Raw genomic sequence first — 16,724 nt, forward strand, 5'->3', positions numbered from 1 at the left:
CTTTAAGTAAGGAACGACAACGTTGCCTTACCTGAAGGTGGGACGGAGCAGAAGGATGCACAGTGTGCTGCACCGTTCAGGTCAAAAAAAGTCGCCAGATACAGGAAAGGGCGACACTTACAACAGGATGAAACCATGTCTAATCGTATCGATAGAGACGTGATTAATGCGCTTATTTCTGGCCATTTTGCGGATCCCTTTTCCGTACTTGGAATGCATCAAACCGATGCCGGTCTGGAAGTGCGCGCATTATTACCCGATGCCACCGATGTATGGGTTATTGAACCGAAAACCGGGCGCAAAGTCGGCAAACTCGAATGCCTCGACTCACGCGGATTCTTTAGCGGCGTACTGCCGCGCCGAAAAAATCCTTTTCGTTACCAGCTGGCCGTCACCTGGCACGGTCAGCAAAACCTGATTGACGACCCCTATCGCTTTGGTCCGCTGCTGCAGGATCTTGATGTCTGGCTGCTGTCAGAAGGCACTCATCTACGGCCTTATGAAACGCTGGGGGCACACGCCGACACGATGGACGGCGTCACCGGCACGCGCTTTTCCGTCTGGGCGCCGAACGCCCGTCGGGTTTCCGTTGTCGGACAGTTCAACTACTGGGATGGCCGCCGTCATCCGATGCGCCTGCGCAAAGAGTCCGGCATCTGGGAGCTGTTTGTGCCCGGCGCGCATAATGGCCAGCTGTATAAATTTGAACTGATTGACGCCCACGGCCATCTGCGCGTGAAGTCCGACCCTTATGCCTTTGAAGCGCAAATGCGCCCGGAAAGCGCGTCGCTTATCTGCGGCCTGCCGGAAAAGGTCGAACAGCCGCAGTCCCGTAAGCAGGCCAACCAGTTTGATGCGCCGATTTCGATCTATGAAGTCCATTTGGGCTCCTGGCGTCGCCATACCGATAACAACTTCTGGCTGAGCTACCGTGAACTGGCCGATCAGCTGGTGCCCTACGCGAAGTGGATGGGCTTCACCCATCTGGAGCTGCTGCCGGTAAACGAACATCCGTTCGACGGTAGCTGGGGCTATCAGCCGACCGGGTTGTACGCGCCGACCCGCCGTTTTGGTACCCGTGAAGACTTCCGCTACTTCCTGAATGCTGCCCATGCCGCGGGTCTGAACGTGATCCTAGACTGGGTGCCGGGCCACTTCCCGTCGGATGACTTTGCGCTGGCATCGTTCGACGGCACCGCGTTGTATGAACACAGCGACCCGCGAGAAGGTTATCACCAGGACTGGAATACGCTGATCTACAACTACGGTCGTCGGGAAGTCAGCAACTTCCTGGTCGGGAACGCGCTGTACTGGATTGAACGCTTCGGGATCGACGCCCTGCGCGTGGATGCGGTTGCATCAATGATCTACCGCGACTACAGCCGCAAAGAGGGGGAGTGGGTGCCCAATGAGTACGGCGGCCGGGAAAACCTCGAAGCGATTGAATTTCTGCGCAATACCAACCGTGTGCTCGGTGAACAGACGCCGGGAGCGGTCACGATGGCGGAGGAGTCTACCGACTTCGCCGGGGTTTCACGACCGTCTTCGACGGGCGGTCTTGGCTTCTGGTTCAAATGGAACCTCGGCTGGATGCATGACACCCTCGACTACATGAAGCTCGATCCCATCTATCGTCGTCATCATCACGACAAGATGACCTTCGGGATGCTCTACAACTACACCGAAAACTTCGTGCTGCCGCTGTCACACGATGAAGTGGTTCACGGCAAAAAATCGATTCTTGACCGGATGCCCGGCGATGCCTGGCAGAAGTTTGCCAACCTGCGCGCCTACTATGGCTGGATGTTTGCCTTCCCGGGGAAAAAACTGCTGTTTATGGGCAATGAATTTGCCCAGGGGCGGGAGTGGAACCACGACGGTAGCCTTGACTGGCATCTGCTGGAAGGCGGCGATAACTGGCATCACGGCGTCCAGCGCCTGGTACGCGATCTGAACCATACCTATCGCCACCATAAAGCGCTGCACGAGCTGGATTTTGACCCCTACGGCTTTGAATGGCTGGTGGTGGATGATCACGAACGTTCTGTCTTTATCTTTGTGCGCCGCGATAAAGCCGGCAATGAGATTATCGTTGCCAGCAACTTCACGCCGGTGCCGCGCTACGGCTATCGTTTCGGGATTAACCAGCCGGGGCGCTGGCGTGAAGAACTGAATACCGACTCGATGCACTACCACGGTAGCAACACCGGTAACGGCGGCATCGTGGAAAGCGAAGCCATCGCCAGCCACGGGCGTGAGCATTCTCTCTCGATTACGCTACCGCCGCTGGCGACCGTCTGGCTGGTACGGGAGGCAGAATGACGACACTGGCGGCCGGAAAACCTTCGCCGTTGGGTGCAAGCTATGACGGAAAGGGGGTGAATTTCACCCTCTTTTCCGCCCATGCCGAGCGGGTTGAACTCTGCGTATTTGATGCCCAGGGCAATGAGCAGCGGTTCGATTTACCCGCGCGCACGGGCAATATCTGGCACGGCTGGCTTGCTGCCGCCGGGCCGGGTCTGCTCTACGGCTACCGTGTGCATGGGCCGTGGGATCCGGCGCAGGGGCACCGCTTTAATCCGGCCAAGCTGCTGCTCGACCCGTGCTGTCATCGGGTTGAGGGCGTACTGCCCGATGATGAGCGTCTCCACGGCGGCGATCTTTCTCCCGATCGTCGTGACAGCGCGGCGATTGCGCCAAAGTCGCAGGTTGTGGATCTGCGTTACAACTGGCAGAACGATGCGCCGCCGGGAACCCCCTGGGGTGAAACGGTTATCTATGAGGCCCATGTTAAAGGGCTGACCTGGCTGCATCCCGGGCTGCCGGAGTCGATTCGCGGCACCTATAAAGCGCTGGGTCATCCGGTGATGATCGATTACTTCAGGACCCTCGGCATTACGGCGCTGGAGCTGATGCCGGTGGCGCAGTTCGCCAGCGAACCGCGCCTGCAGAGAATGGGATTAAGCAACTACTGGGGCTATAACCCAATGGCGATGTACGCGCTCGATCCGCGCTATGCCAGCGAGCCTGCGCGTGCGCTGGATGAGTTTCGCGATGCGGTAAAGGCGCTGCATGCGGCGGGGATCGAAGTGATCCTCGACGTGGTGCTGAACCACAGTGCTGAAATTGATCTGGAAGGACCGACCTTCTCTTTGCGCGGAATCGATAACCGTAACTATTATTGGATCAGAGAAGACGGGGATTACTACAACTGGACCGGCTGCGGAAATACGCTCAATCTCAGCCAGCCGGACGTGGTGGAGTATGCCCGCCAGTGTCTGCGGTTTTGGGTCGATGAGTGCCACGTCGATGGCTTTCGCTTTGATTTAGCCTCGGTGATGGGACGCACGCCGGAATTTCGCCAGGATGCGCCGCTGTTTGAAGCGATCCGTAACGATCCGCAGCTGGCGGCCGTGAAGCTGATTGCCGAACCCTGGGATATTGGCGCCGGCGGCTACCAGGTGGGAAACTTCCCGCCGCTTTTTGCCGAATGGAATGACCATTTTCGCGATGTCGCCAGGCGCTTCTGGTTACAACAAAGCATCTCATTGGGCGAGTTTGCCCGGCGTTTTGCCGCGTCCAGCGATCTCTTTCAGCGTAACGGTCGCCAGCCCGCGGCGGCGGTGAATCTGATCACCGCCCACGATGGCTTCACCCTGCGCGACTGCGTTTGTTTCAATCAGAAACATAATGAGGCGAATGGTGAAGAGAATCGCGATGGGACTAACAATAACTACAGCAGCAATCATGGTATAGAGGGAACAGGGGGCAGTCTTGATGTGCTTGAGCGGCGCCGGGACAGCGTTCATGCCCTGCTCTCGACGCTGCTGCTGGCACAGGGCACGCCGATGCTGCTGGCGGGTGACGAGCATGGTCATAGCCAGCACGGCAACAATAACGCGTATTGTCAGGACAACGCATTGACCTGGCTTGACTGGAACCAGGCAAATAGCGGGCTGACGGCATTTACCGCCGCGCTCATTCACCTGCGTCGATGCATACCGGCATTAACCAGTAACCGCTGGTGGCAGGAAGGGGACGGCAACGTTGTTTGGCTAAACCAGTATGCGCAACCGTTAACTGCCGATGAATGGCAGCACGGCACCGCGCGTCTGCAAATTTTGCTGTCTGGCCGTTGGTTAATGACGGTGAATGCCACCCCAGAGGTGGCGCATATGGAGTTACCTGAGGGGGAGTGGCACGCCGTTCCTCCTTTCGCCGGAGAGGATAATCCGGTCGTCATGGCTGTCTGGCATGGGCCCGCGCACGGAGTGTGCGTATTTCAAAGGTCGTAAGCCCTGAAGCTTCCGGTTGCACTCGCGGCCGCTACGCGGTGAGAGGGACAGGAAGGCTGGGATGTAAAAAGGAGTTAATCATGGTTAGGCTAGAAAAGAACGATCCGTTGATGCTGGCGCGTCAGCTCCCCATCAAAACCGTGGCGTTGATTCTTGCGGGTGGACGCGGTACCCGGCTTAAGGACTTAACTATTAAGCGTGCAAAACCGGCTGTCCATTTTGGCGGTAAGTTTCGCATAATTGATTTCGCATTATCTAACTGCATTAACTCAGGTATTCGCCGCATCGGCGTCATCACCCAGTATCAATCGCACACTCTGGTTCAACATATCCAACGCGGCTGGTCATTTTTTAGTGAAGAAATGAACGAGTTCGTGGATTTACTGCCCGCGCAACAGCGTGTGCATGGCGAAAACTGGTATCGCGGCACGGCTGATGCGGTGACGCAGAACCTCGATATCATTCGTCGCTACAAAGCGGAATATGTGGTGATCCTCGCCGGCGATCATATTTACAAGCAAGACTACTCGCGCATGTTGATCGATCACGTCGAAAAAGGGGCTCGCTGCACCGTGGCCTGTATGCCGGTGCCCATCGAAGAGGCATCCGCCTTTGGCGTGATGGCGGTTGATGAGAGCGACAAGATCATTGAGTTTGTCGAAAAGCCCGCCGTACCGCCCGCAATGCCGAGCGATGAGACCAAATCGCTGGCCAGCATGGGGATCTATGTCTTTGATGCGGATTATCTTTATGAACTGCTGACTGAAGATGATAACGACGAAAACTCCAGCCACGATTTCGGTAAAGATATTATTCCGAAGATCACTGAAGCTGGCATGGCTTATGCACATCCTTTCCCGCTCTCCTGCGTGCAGTCTGACCCGGATGCGGAACCGTACTGGCGCGATGTGGGTACGCTTGAAGCCTACTGGAAAGCGAACCTTGACCTGGCTTCGGTGACGCCGGAGCTGGATATGTACGATCAGAACTGGCCGATTCGCACCCATATGGAGTCTCTGCCGCCCGCGAAGTTCGTTCAGGACCGCTCTGGTAGTCACGGTATGACGTTGAACTCGCTGGTTTCCGGCGGCTGTATTATCTCCGGCTCCGTGGTGGTGCAATCGGTGCTGTTCCCGCGCGTGCGCGTGAATTCATTCTGTAATATTGATTCGGCAGTCTTATTGCCAGAAGTGTGGGTGGGGCGCTCATGCCGCCTGCGCCGCTGCGTAATCGATCGTGCCTGCGTGATTCCTGAGGGCATGGTGATCGGCGAACACGCGGAAGAAGATGCGCGTCGGTTCTACCGTTCAGAGGAAGGTATCGTGCTGGTGACGCGTGATATGTTGCGGAAGTTGGGGCATAAACAGGAGCGATAATGCAGGTCTTACATGTATGTTCAGAGATGTTCCCGCTGTTAAAAACCGGCGGTCTGGCGGATGTAATCGGCGCGCTGCCTGCGGCGCAAATCGCTGAGGGTATCGATACGCGCGTGCTGCTGCCGGCGTTCCCGGACATTCGCCGTGGCGTCACCGATGCGCAGGTGGTGACGCGCCGGGATACTTTTGCCGGACGCATGACGCTGCTGTTTGGTCACTATAACGGCGTGGGGATCTATTTGATTGATGCCCCGCATCTCTACGACCGCCCAGGGAGCCCTTACCACGACACCAACCAACATGCTTACACCGACAACGTGCTGCGTTTTGCGCTGCTGGGGTGGGTAGGCAGCGAGATGGCCTGCGGACTGGACCCTTTCTGGCGTCCTGATGTCGTGCATGCTCACGACTGGCATGCAGGCCTGACTCCTGCCTATCTGGCCGCGCGTGGACGACCGGCGAAATCGGTCTTTACGGTACACAATCTGGCCTATCAGGGGATGTTCTACTCCTGGCACATGAATGAGATCGAACTGCCGTGGTCGTTCTATAACATGCATGGTCTGGAGTTCAACGGCCAGATCTCGTTCCTCAAGTCCGGGCTCTATTACGCCGATCATATTACGGCGGTCAGCCCGACCTACGCGCGTGAAATAACCGAACCGCAATTTGCCTACGGCATGGAAGGGCTGCTGCGTCAGCGCCAGCACGAGGGGCGGCTATCGGGGATCCTGAACGGTGTGGATGCGGGTATCTGGAACCCGGAGAGCGACCTGCTGCTGGCGTCGCGTTATGACCGCGATCGCCTTGAAGACAAAGCGGAGAACAAGCGCCAGCTGCAAATTGCGATGGGGCTGAAAGTCGACGACAAAGCCCCGCTGTTCGCCGTGGTCAGCCGTCTGACCAGCCAGAAAGGGCTGGATTTAGTTCTCGAAGCGCTGCCGGGCCTGCTTGAGCAGGGTGGGCAGCTGGCGCTGCTTGGCGCAGGGGACCCGGTACTGCAGGAAGGTTTTCTGGCTGCGGCCGCCGAGCATCCGGGCAAAGTTGGCGTGCAGATTGGTTATCACGAGGCCTTTTCACACCGCATTATGGGGGGCGCCGACGTGATTCTGGTTCCCAGCCGTTTCGAGCCCTGTGGCTTAACCCAGTTGTATGGCCTGAAGTACGGCACGCTGCCGCTGGTGCGGCGTACCGGTGGTCTGGCGGATACCGTGACCGACAGTTCGCTGGAAAATCTGGCCGATGGCGTAGCCAGCGGTTTTGTCTTTGAAGACAGCAATGCACTATCGCTGCTGCGGGCAATTCGGCGCGCGTTCGTGCTGTGGTCGCGCCCGTCGCTCTGGCGTTACGTTCAGCGTCAGGCGATGAATATGGATTTTAGCTGGCAGGTCGCGGCGCACTCTTATCGCGAACTTTATCAACGCTTGCTGTAACCACAGGAGTCATTGCGATGAATGTACCCTTTAGCTATGCATCACCCACGCTGAGCGTTGAGGCGTTAAAGCACTCTATTGCCTATAAGCTGATGTTTATCATTGGTAAAGATCCGGCTATCGCCAATAAGCATGAGTGGCTCAACGCCACGCTGTTTGCCGTCCGCGACCGTATGGTGGAGCGCTGGCTGCGCTCTAATCGTGCTCAGCTTTCTCAGGAAGTACGCCAGGTTTATTACCTGTCGATGGAGTTTCTGATTGGCCGTACGCTTTCTAACGCCTTGCTGTCGTTGGGCATCTACGAAGATGTGAACAGCGCGCTGGAAGAGATGGGGCTGAACCTTGAAGAGCTGATTGACGAAGAGAATGACCCGGGGCTGGGTAATGGCGGTCTTGGGCGCCTGGCCGCCTGTTTCCTCGATTCGCTGGCGGCCCTGGGCCTGCCTGGCCGTGGTTACGGTATCCGCTATGACTACGGGATGTTTAAGCAAAACATCGTTGACGGCCGGCAGAAAGAGTCGCCGGATTACTGGCTCGAGTACGGCAACCCGTGGGAATTTGAACGGCATAATACGCGTTACAAAGTGCGCTTCGGCGGACGCATTCAGCAGGAAGGTAAACAGTCGCGCTGGGTTGAAACCGAAGAGATCCTGGCGGAAGCCTACGATCAGATTATCCCGGGTTTTGATACCGATGCGACCAACACGCTCCGTCTGTGGAGCGCCCAGGCCAGCAGCGAGATTAACCTCGGTAAATTTAATCAGGGTGATTACTTCGCGGCGGTGGAAGATAAAAACCATTCCGAAAACGTCTCCCGGGTACTGTATCCGGACGACTCGACCTACTCCGGGCGCGAGCTGCGCCTGCGTCAGGAATATTTCCTCGTCTCCGCGACGGTACAGGATATTCTCAACCGCCATTATCAGCTGCATAAAACCTTTGCTAACCTGGCAGACAAAATTGCGATTCACCTTAACGACACCCATCCGGTGCTGTCGATTCCGGAGCTGATGCGCCTGCTGATTGATGAGCATAAGTTCGGTTGGGATGAGGCGTTTGAAGTCACCTGCCAGGTGTTCTCCTACACCAACCATACGTTGATGAGTGAAGCGCTCGAGACCTGGCCTGTCGATATGCTGGGGAAAATTCTGCCGCGCCATTTGCAGATTATTTTCGAGATCAATGACTACTTCCTGAAGACGCTGCAGGAGCAGTATCCCAATGATACGGCGCTGCTAAGTCGCACGTCGATTATTGACGAATCCAACGGCCGCCGGGTGCGCATGGCGTGGCTGGCGGTGGTGATTAGTCATAAGGTGAACGGCGTTTCCGAACTGCACTCCCGGCTGATGGTGGAGTCGTTGTTTGCCGACTTCGCGAAGATTTTCCCGATGCGCTTTATTAACGTCACCAACGGCGTGACGCCGCGTCGCTGGCTGGCGCTGGCGAATCCGCCGTTGTCGAAGGTGCTGGACGAGAACATCGGTCGTACCTGGCGTACCGACCTCAGCCAACTGCAGGAGCTGGAGCAGCATATTGACTATCCGACGGTCAATCAGGCCGTACGTCAGGCGAAGCTGGAGAACAAGCAGCGTCTGGCAAACGTGATTGCTCATCAGCTGAATGTGGTGGTGAACCCGAAAGCGCTGTTCGACGTGCAAATCAAACGTATCCACGAGTACAAGCGTCAGCTGATGAATGTCCTGCACGTGATTACCCGCTACAACCGTATTAAGGCCGATCCTGACGCCGTATGGGTACCGCGCGTGAATATCTTTGCCGGGAAAGCCGCCTCGGCTTATTACATGGCCAAGCACATTATTCATCTCATTAACGATGTGGCGGCGGTGGTGAACAACGATCCGCAGATTGGCGATAAGCTAAAAGTGGTGTTTGTCCCGAACTACAGCGTTAGCCTTGCGCAGCTGATTATTCCGGCGGCGGATCTTTCAGAGCAGATCTCGCTGGCAGGTACGGAAGCTTCCGGAACCAGTAATATGAAATTTGCGCTTAACGGCGCTTTGACCATCGGTACCCTGGACGGCGCGAACGTCGAAATGCTGGAGCACGTGGGCGAGGATAATATTTTTATCTTCGGTAATACCGCAGAACAGGTGGAGGCGCTACGTCGTAACGGCTATAAGCCGCGGGAATTTTACGAACAGGATCCGGAGCTGCATCAGGCGCTGACGCAAATCGGTACCGGGCTGTTCAGCCCGTCGGAGCCGGGTCGCTATCGCGATCTGCTGGATTCGCTGATCAACTTTGGTGACCATTATCAGGTGCTGGCGGATTACCGTAGCTATGTGGATTGCCAGGATAAGGTGGATGAGCTGTATCGTCATCCGGAAGAGTGGGCGATGAAAGCGATGCATAATATCGCCAACATGGGCTATTTCTCTTCTGACCGTACGATTCAGGAATACGCCGACCATATCTGGCATATCGACCCGGTACGGCTGTAGCCGGTTACGCAGTGAAAACGGGGCCGCTGGCCCCGTTTTTTATGCACTATCCCGACAAACTCCGCGCCAGCGCGGGTCGTGCGGGCTTAAGAAGCCAGCGAAAGCTCAGACTTTCCCACGTGCTGCGCCAGCCATTCGCCGATCCGCGCCTGCTGCGAGTCATTCAGCCACATTCCCTGTTTCGTCCGGCGCCAGATGGCATCCTCAAGCGTGCGTACCCACTCATGCTCCACCAGGTATTTGAGCTCGGCTTCATAGAACTCATGGCCAAAATCCTCACCCAGATCCGCTATCGATGCCGCCTCTGCGAGGATCAGCTCGCTGTTGCTGCCATAGGTGCGGGCATAGTGACGCGCCATCGATTCGCTGATAAATGAGAACCGGCGGCGCAGCCTGGCCGCGTAATCGTCGCGGTCGCCGTCGATATCCCCGCCGGGCAGCACGGCCGTTTTGGTCCAGGCCGGGCCGATGCCCTTGTAGTAGGGCGTCAGTTTTTCCAGCGCGTGCTCGGCCAGCTTGCGATAGGTTGTCAGCTTGCCGCCAAATACCGACAGCAGCGGCGCCTGGCCCTGTTCGTCATGGATATCCAGGGTGTAGTCGCGGGTAATCGCCTGCGGCGAGTCCGATTCATCGTCGCACAGCGGACGGACGCCGGAGTAGGTCCAGACGATATCGTCGCGGGACAGCGTCTTTTTGAAGTGCGCGTTATAGGCGTTCAGCAAATAGTTGATCTCGTTGTCATCGATCGCCACTTTCTGCGGGTCGCCATTGTACTCAACGTCGGTGGTACCGATTATCGAGAACTCATCCATCCACGGGATCACGAACACAATCCGTTTGTCTTCGTTTTGCAGAATGTAGGCCTGTTTCTGGGTGTGCACACGCGGCACCACAATGTGGCTGCCTTTAATCAGGCGAATGCCGTACGGTGAGCGCAGATGCATCCCTTCGTCAAAGAAGTGTTTGACCCACGGGCCGGTCGCATTGACCAGGCCACGGGCCTGCCAGGTGAATTTCTCGCCGGTATCGATATCTTCCGCCTCGACAATCCACAGGCCGTTTTCGCGTTTTGCCGAAATTGCCCGGGTACGAGTCCGGACCTCGCCACCTTTGCGTACCACCATCTGCGCGTTAGCCAGTACCAGACGCGCATCGTCTACCCAACAGTCGGAATATTCGAAACCGCGCACGATTTCAGGTTTTAATACCGATTCTGCGCCAAATCGCAAGCCGGTCGAACCGGGTAAGCTGGTGCGTTTCCCGAGGTGATCGTACATAAACAGACCGATACGGATCATCCAGGCCGGGCGCAGGTGCGGGCGATGCGGCAGGCGAAAGCGCATGGGAAAAGCGAGATGCGGCGCCATTTTTAACAGCACTTCGCGTTCGGCCAGCGCTTCGCTGACCAGGCGGAATTCATAGTGTTCAAGGTAGCGCAGCCCGCCGTGAATCAGCTTCGAACTGGCGCTGGAAGTGGCGCAGGCGAGATCGCGCGCTTCCAGCATCAGTACGGATAAACCACGCCCGGCGGCGTCTGCCGCGATACCGGCACCGTTGATGCCTCCCCCTATCACAATCAGATCTTTGGTTTCCACGTTCGCTACCTCTGGCACTTTCGTTTAAGCTCAAAAATGTTCGTTATCGCTCAATATAGCAAACAAACGCGCCATTGGTAACATCAAAAAAACATTTCAGAGTGATGCGTGTAACATATTGGCGTTTATTTCCCGTCTGACGGTAAACTAGGCAGTAGAATCATGGCCGGCTATCTGCCAGCAATATTATTCCGCTATATAGAGAAAGAGCACATGGACCACTTTGAATGTATCAATGTTGAAGAAGCGCACCAGAAACTGCATCAGGCAAAGGCGGTGCTGGTGGATATCCGCGATCCGCAGAGTTTTGCGATGGGGCATACGCCGGGTGCGTTTCATCTGACCAACGATACGCTGGGCGCGTTTATGCGCGATAATGACGTTGATACCGCGGTGATGGTGATGTGCTACCACGGCAATAGCAGTAAAGGCGCCGCGCAGTATCTGCTACAGCAGGGCTATGACAAGGTTTACAGCGTGGATGGTGGGTTCGATGCGTGGCATCGTCATTTCCCGGCGGAAGTGGAACATGGCGCGCTTTAAACGTTAGCACGCCATTCCGTTATTCCCGTCCTGTTTCAGATGGCATGGCTGCGGATGCGTTGTTCAGGGACGCCCAGGGCGCGCCACTCCTGCAACTCGTATATACTAGCCCCCTTTGTGTGGAATAAGCGATCCGCCGTATGTTAATGATTACCTCTTTTGCTAACCCGCGTGTGGCCCAGGCGTTTGTCGACTACATGGCTACGCAGGGCATTATCCTGACCATTCAGCAGCATGATCAGAGCGATGTCTGGCTGGCCGATGAGAGTCAGGCCGGGCGGGTGCAGGCTGAACTGGCTCGCTTCCTGGAAAACCCCGCCGATCCACGCTATCTGGCGGCCAGCTGGCAATCCGGACAGACCAACAGCGGTTTGCGCTACCAGCGTTTCCCTTTCTTTGCCACTCTGCGTCACAACGCCGGGCCGTTTACCTGGGCCATTTTGCTTGTCTGCATCCTGGTCTTTGTGCTGCAAAACATCATCGGCGATCGGCCGATCATGCTGCTGCTGGCCTGGCCTTATGACCCGTCGCTGAAATTTGAAGTCTGGCGCTACTTTAGCCATGCTTTCATGCACTTCTCGCTGATGCATATCCTGTTTAACCTGCTATGGTGGTGGTACCTCGGCGGTGCGGTGGAAAAACGCATCGGCACCGGCAAACTGGTGGTCATTACCGTTATTAGCGCCTTGTTAAGCGGGTTTATTCAGCACCAGTTTAGCGGCCCCTGGTTTGGTGGGCTATCCGGCGTCGTCTATGCGCTGATGGGCTATGTCTGGCTGCGTGGAGAGCGGGATCCGCAAAGCGGCGTCTATTTGCAGCGTGGCTTGATACTCTTCTCTTTAGTGTGGTTAATTGCTGGATGGTTTGATGTTTTTGGCATGTCGATTGCGAACGGTGCGCATGTGGCAGGTCTCCTGACCGGGCTGGCGATGGCGTTGGTCGATACGCAACATGTGCGAAAGCGAACATAGGGCCGCCGACTTATCCGGCTCTCTGCAACGACAGCGCCTTTATGCGAGTCTTATATTCCCAGGGATATTTCATGAAACAAACACAACGTCATGACGCCATTATCGAGCTGGTAAAAAAACAGGGATATGTCAGTACGGAAGAGCTGGTTGAGCAGTTTGCCGTCAGCCCACAGACCATTCGTCGTGACCTGAACGACCTTGCCGAACAAAAGATGATCCTGCGCCACCACGGTGGCGCAGCGCTGCCTTCCAGTTCGGTAAATACCTCCTGGCACGACAGGAAGGCCACCCAGACGCAGGAAAAAGAGCGTATTGCCCGCAAGGTGGCCAGCCAAATCCCCGATGGCGCGACGTTGTTCATCGATATCGGCACCACGCCGGAAGCGGTGGCGCATGCGCTGCTGGAGCATAACGATCTGCGCATTGTCACCAACAACCTTAATGTGGCCACCACGCTGATGGTGAAAGAGGATTTCCGCATTATTCTGGCGGGCGGCGAGCTGCGCAGTCGGGATGGCGGCATTATCGGCGAAGCGACGCTGGACTTTATCTCCCAGTTTCGTCTTGATTTCGGCATTCTCGGTATCAGCGGCGTAGACAGCGACGGTTCGCTGCTGGAGTTTGATTACCATGAAGTGCGCACCAAACGCGCGATCATTGAAAACTCTCGCCACGTGATGCTGGTGGTGGATCACTCGAAATTTGGGCGCAATGCGATGGTGAATATGGGCAGCATCAGCATGGTCGATGCGGTCTACACCGATGTGATGCCGCCGGCAGGGGTACTGAAAGTTATTACGGACAACAACCTTCAGCTGGAACTGTGCTAAACGGCGTTAAACGCCGTAGCCCATCATTTTAAGCAACCGCTGGGCGTGCTGTACCGCATCCTGGCGGTGTGCGACTCCCAGCTTCTGATACAGATTACGAATGTGGGTTTTAATGGTCGTGGCCGCCACGTCCAGCTCACCGGCAATCTGTTCGTTGCTGTAGCCGGAATAGATCAGCCCCAGTACCTGCCATTCACGCTGGGTCAGCGGGCTGGTGCGAATCAGTTCCGGGACTTCCGGGTGACTCAGCAGCCGTTCGACAAAGCCCTCATCAAAGTGGGCAAACTTATGGCGATGGTGCTGGTTGATATCGCGCAGGATGCGCTGGGCGCGGTGCTGTTCCAGCTCCGGCAGCGTATTGAGCTGAATCAGCTGGCGCAGCTGCTGCGCCATGGCTTCGCCTTCAATCACAAAGTGGTTGATAAACCCGGTGCGGTTGGCGAGCGCGAGCGCCTCCAGCAGGACTTTCTGCGCCTCGCTTTTCCGTCCTGCCTGCCAGTAAAGCTGGTTGAGCAACAGCAGGTTGCGGTTAATATCGCTCATCAGACGCAGCGAGCGGGCATTGTCGTTGAGCTCTTCCAGCACCATTTCCGCCGAGTCAAAATCACCCAGCAGAATTTGCGCCCTGGCGATGTTGCGCCACTGGCTTTGCAGGAAGTGGTTATTGGCGAATTCGGGTTTCGGCGTCTGGCGCAGCCAGTTGGCGGCCGCGGCTTTATCACCGACCATCTGCCAGTAGATCACCCGGACTTTATCGGCATTCGAAACCCAGTCGCTATGATAGTGACCGTTGCCGAGCAGGTTTTCCAGGCGGTTGAGGTGGCTGCGGGCGTTATCCAGATCGCCGCGTGCCAGCGAGCACTGCACCATCAGAGCCAGACACTGCAGCTGCTGCTGCGGTTGATAGCTTGACAGGACATCCATGCCATTACGTGCGGACGCTTCCGCCTCATCCAGCCGCGCCCAGGCCCACAGCAGCTGTGAGCGAATACGCAGCAGGAATTCATGCATCGGCAGCTGCTCGAGATGCTGCTCGCGGATAAGCTGGAAAGCTTTCTCCTGCACTTCCCAGGCGGCCTGCAGGAAGCCCTGGGCAAAGAGAATCTCGCTTTGCTGGATCATGCTCCACAGCGCGTAATGCCAGATGTCGTGGCGGCGGGCCATCTGCTCCGTCTGTTGCATCACCGCCAGAGATTTACTTAACTGGCCTTTACAATGCAGCACTTCGCCATGCACCGATGTAGCCACAATTCGGCTGTAGTAGCTGGCCAACGGCAGCTCTTCTAACGCGACCATGGACAGACGCTCGGCCTCTTCCTGATCGCCGGCATTAATGGCCACCTGTGCACGCAGGGCGTTGAAATCGCCATGCATCGCGGTATCCATTTTCATGTCCATCTCCTGCTCGGCGCGCGCCAGCAGGGTGTTGACTTCGCTGTAACGGTGCTGGCTTTGCATCAGCCAGGCCTGCAGCAGGAGCAGACGCGGATTTTCCAGCAGGTTTGACCACGGCAGCGCCGCCAGCGACTGTTCGAGCAGCCCCAGTTCGCTGTGGTTGAACATGCCCCAGGCGTGATTCAGTAAAATATCGCGCAGCATTTTCGCATCGCCGGCCGCCAGCGCATGATGAATGGCTTCGCTGGGGAAGCCCAGCGCCATCCAGCCTTCGGCGGCAGAGCGGTGAATTTCAGGTAATTCGGTTGCCAGCTCCCACTGGCAGCGCTGGCGCAGGAAATTGCCAAACAGGGGGTGATAGCGGAACCATTCGCCGGAGTCGTCCATCCGCTGCATGAACAGGCCCTGACGTTCAATCTCTTCCAGCTGCATTTGCCCGTTTTCTTCCCCGGTCACGCGAACGATGAGCGCATCGTTCATTGAACGCAGCAGCGAGCTTTTCAGCAAAACATTACGCGTTCGCGCGTCGACATTATCCAGTACCTCATCCACCAGATAATCGGAGAGATGGCTGGCATTTATACCGGCAAGACGACGGGCGGAGTGGTGGGCGGAAGAGTTATTCTGGCGGGCGGAAAGAGCAATAAGCTGAAGCGCCGTGGCCCAGCCGGCGACGTCGTCGCACAGCCTGCTGCTGTCTTCAGCCTCAATCGGCGAAGCCAGGCGACAGTCGAAAAAGAGTTTTGCTTCCTGATGGGTAAACGCCAGCTGCTGGCTGCCGATTTCCAGCAGCTGATCGCGCACGCGCAGGTTGGCAATACCGAGCTGCGGCAGGTTGCGCGAGAGCACCACCAGGGTCATATTCTCCGGCTGATGGCGGAGGAAGAAGCGCATCGCATCGTGAATCACCGGATTGTTGATCAGATGATAATCATCAATCACCAGATACAGCGGGCGCTGCCAGTCGGCAAGCTCAATAAACAGCTGCGCAAAAAGCGAGGGCAGGCTGGCATACTGGCGTTTCTGCACCATGTTTTCGCTGGCCACGCAGTGGCCGCCGGTAGCCTGCTGAACAGAGGCGATCAGATAACTGGCAAAACGCTCCTGTTGGTTATCGCCTTCATCCAGCGAAAACCAGCCAAGTTCATTTTTCCCCGCCGCCCATTGAGAGATGAGCGTTGTCTTGCCGTACCCAGCGGGGCTGGTGACCAACACGAGACGGTAATTGTTCGCGCCGGAAAGTTTAGCCAGCAATCGCTCGCGAACCACGGTGTGTTCAAGGCGGACTGGGCGACTTAATTTAGACGGAATCAACATAGTTAATCATTTCGCTGTGCAAGAGAGGATTTGCGATTTTTTTTGCGCTTCGTAATTAATGACTATTAAGGTCGGCGATAATGAAAATTATTGCAAGTTATGTCCGAATTTTATGCTCTTGAATTTGCACCAGGTCACAAATTCCCAATTAAAACCCTGCGGTTGTAAAACCGGTACCAGCGTGCGTGATTACTGGGTTTTCCCTTGTTCACTGGTCTAAAAAATGGCTTTCACTCCATTTTTTTGTAGTTGTATGTTTTTATTAAGTTAATTTCAGGACAATCTTATAAATAATCGTTTTGGCGTATTTGTGTCATGAGGCAGAGTTATTTTTACACAATGCTTATTTTTATTTCGTGATAATTGCGGAATGGTGTTTTATCCAACGCTTTGTCTCGGCCTGTAACAAATATTCTTCTGATGGTGATGAACAATATAGTGTTTCTGGGTGGTGAATTTTCCAGCATGTTTCTGGCGGAGAGCTACCGTTATAGTGGCCACGAT

General features: G+C 56.1%; 10 protein-coding genes. 8 read left to right on the forward strand and 2 right to left on the reverse strand.

Features of this window, described 5'->3' with window-relative positions; all coding sequences use genetic code 11:
* Positions 1 to 135: 135 nt before the first annotated feature.
* The 5 genes from glgB (at position 136) to glgP (ending at position 9,569) form a co-directional block, all read left to right on the forward strand.
* Positions 136 to 2,322 (forward strand): 1,4-alpha-glucan branching enzyme, encoded by a 2,187-nt coding sequence (glgB, locus tag Q1L34_RS01695; RefSeq protein ID WP_015585602.1) that lies wholly within the window; start codon positions 136 to 138, stop codon positions 2,320 to 2,322.
* Positions 2,319 to 4,295: a glycogen debranching protein GlgX gene (glgX, locus tag Q1L34_RS01700; protein ID WP_015585603.1), complete on the forward strand. Its 1,977-nt coding sequence runs from the start codon at positions 2,319 to 2,321 to the stop codon at positions 4,293 to 4,295. The genes glgB and glgX overlap by 4 nt, the downstream gene beginning before the upstream one ends.
* Positions 4,296 to 4,375: 80 nt before the next feature.
* Positions 4,376 to 5,671 (forward strand): glucose-1-phosphate adenylyltransferase, encoded by a 1,296-nt coding sequence (gene glgC, locus Q1L34_RS01705; protein ID WP_004868522.1) that lies wholly within the window; start codon positions 4,376 to 4,378, stop codon positions 5,669 to 5,671.
* Entirely contained in the window at positions 5,671 to 7,104 is a 1,434-nt protein-coding gene (gene glgA, locus Q1L34_RS01710) for a glycogen synthase GlgA (protein ID WP_004868519.1), read from the forward strand. Before glgC ends, glgA begins: the two co-directional genes overlap by 1 nt.
* A 17-nt stretch (positions 7,105 to 7,121) precedes the next feature.
* Positions 7,122 to 9,569, forward strand: a complete 2,448-nt coding sequence (glgP, locus tag Q1L34_RS01715; protein WP_004868517.1) for a glycogen phosphorylase — start codon at positions 7,122 to 7,124, stop codon at positions 9,567 to 9,569.
* 86 nt (positions 9,570 to 9,655) lie between these two features.
* Here the strand turns inward: glgP and glpD are convergent, their stop codons facing one another.
* Positions 9,656 to 11,164 carry a glycerol-3-phosphate dehydrogenase gene (gene glpD, locus Q1L34_RS01720; protein WP_004868514.1) on the reverse strand — a complete coding sequence of 503 codons (1,509 nt, stop codon included), beginning with the start codon at positions 11,162 to 11,164 and terminating at the stop codon, positions 9,656 to 9,658.
* Between the two features lie 213 nt (positions 11,165 to 11,377).
* Between glpD and glpE the strand changes: the two genes are divergently transcribed.
* The 3 genes from glpE to Q1L34_RS01735 all read left to right on the forward strand — a co-directional run bounded on the left by glpE (position 11,378) and on the right by Q1L34_RS01735 (position 13,508).
* Positions 11,378 to 11,707 carry a thiosulfate sulfurtransferase GlpE gene (gene glpE / locus Q1L34_RS01725; protein ID WP_015585604.1) on the forward strand — a complete coding sequence of 110 codons (330 nt, stop codon included), beginning with the start codon at positions 11,378 to 11,380 and terminating at the stop codon, positions 11,705 to 11,707.
* A gap of 140 nt (positions 11,708 to 11,847) precedes the next feature.
* A complete protein-coding gene (gene glpG, locus Q1L34_RS01730; protein ID WP_004868509.1) occupies positions 11,848 to 12,678 on the forward strand; it encodes a rhomboid family intramembrane serine protease GlpG in 831 nt (276 codons plus the stop codon).
* A gap of 71 nt (positions 12,679 to 12,749) precedes the next feature.
* Positions 12,750 to 13,508 (forward strand): DeoR/GlpR family transcriptional regulator, encoded by a 759-nt coding sequence (locus tag Q1L34_RS01735; RefSeq protein ID WP_004868507.1) that lies wholly within the window; start codon positions 12,750 to 12,752, stop codon positions 13,506 to 13,508.
* A gap of 6 nt (positions 13,509 to 13,514) precedes the next feature.
* Here the strand turns inward: Q1L34_RS01735 and malT are convergent, their stop codons facing one another.
* Positions 13,515 to 16,220, reverse strand: coding sequence for an HTH-type transcriptional regulator MalT (malT, locus tag Q1L34_RS01740; protein WP_004868506.1), 2,706 nt, complete (start codon positions 16,218 to 16,220; stop codon positions 13,515 to 13,517).
* Positions 16,221 to 16,724: the final 504 nt, after the last annotated feature.

Origin of the sequence: Klebsiella ornithinolytica, assembly GCF_030505655.1 — a bacterium.
GTDB lineage: Bacteria > Pseudomonadota > Gammaproteobacteria > Enterobacterales > Enterobacteriaceae > Klebsiella > Klebsiella ornithinolytica.

Excerpts from the sequence above, each read along its gene's own strand:
- glgP (WP_004868517.1), top strand. The coding sequence starts at position 7,122 with ATGAATGTACCCTTTAGCTATGCATCACCCACGCTGAGCGTTGAGGCG.
- glgC (WP_004868522.1), top strand. The coding sequence starts at position 4,376 with ATGGTTAGGCTAGAAAAGAACGATCCGTTGATGCTGGCGCGTCAGCTC.
- glgX (WP_015585603.1), top strand. The coding sequence starts at position 2,319 with ATGACGACACTGGCGGCCGGAAAACCTTCGCCGTTGGGTGCAAGCTAT.
- glgB (WP_015585602.1), top strand. The coding sequence starts at position 136 with ATGTCTAATCGTATCGATAGAGACGTGATTAATGCGCTTATTTCTGGC.
- Q1L34_RS01735 (WP_004868507.1), top strand. The coding sequence starts at position 12,750 with ATGAAACAAACACAACGTCATGACGCCATTATCGAGCTGGTAAAAAAA.
- glpE (WP_015585604.1), top strand. The coding sequence starts at position 11,378 with ATGGACCACTTTGAATGTATCAATGTTGAAGAAGCGCACCAGAAACTG.
- glgA (WP_004868519.1), top strand. The coding sequence starts at position 5,671 with ATGCAGGTCTTACATGTATGTTCAGAGATGTTCCCGCTGTTAAAAACC.
- glpG (WP_004868509.1), top strand. The coding sequence starts at position 11,848 with ATGTTAATGATTACCTCTTTTGCTAACCCGCGTGTGGCCCAGGCGTTT.
- malT (WP_004868506.1), bottom strand. The coding sequence starts at position 16,220 with ATGTTGATTCCGTCTAAATTAAGTCGCCCAGTCCGCCTTGAACACACC.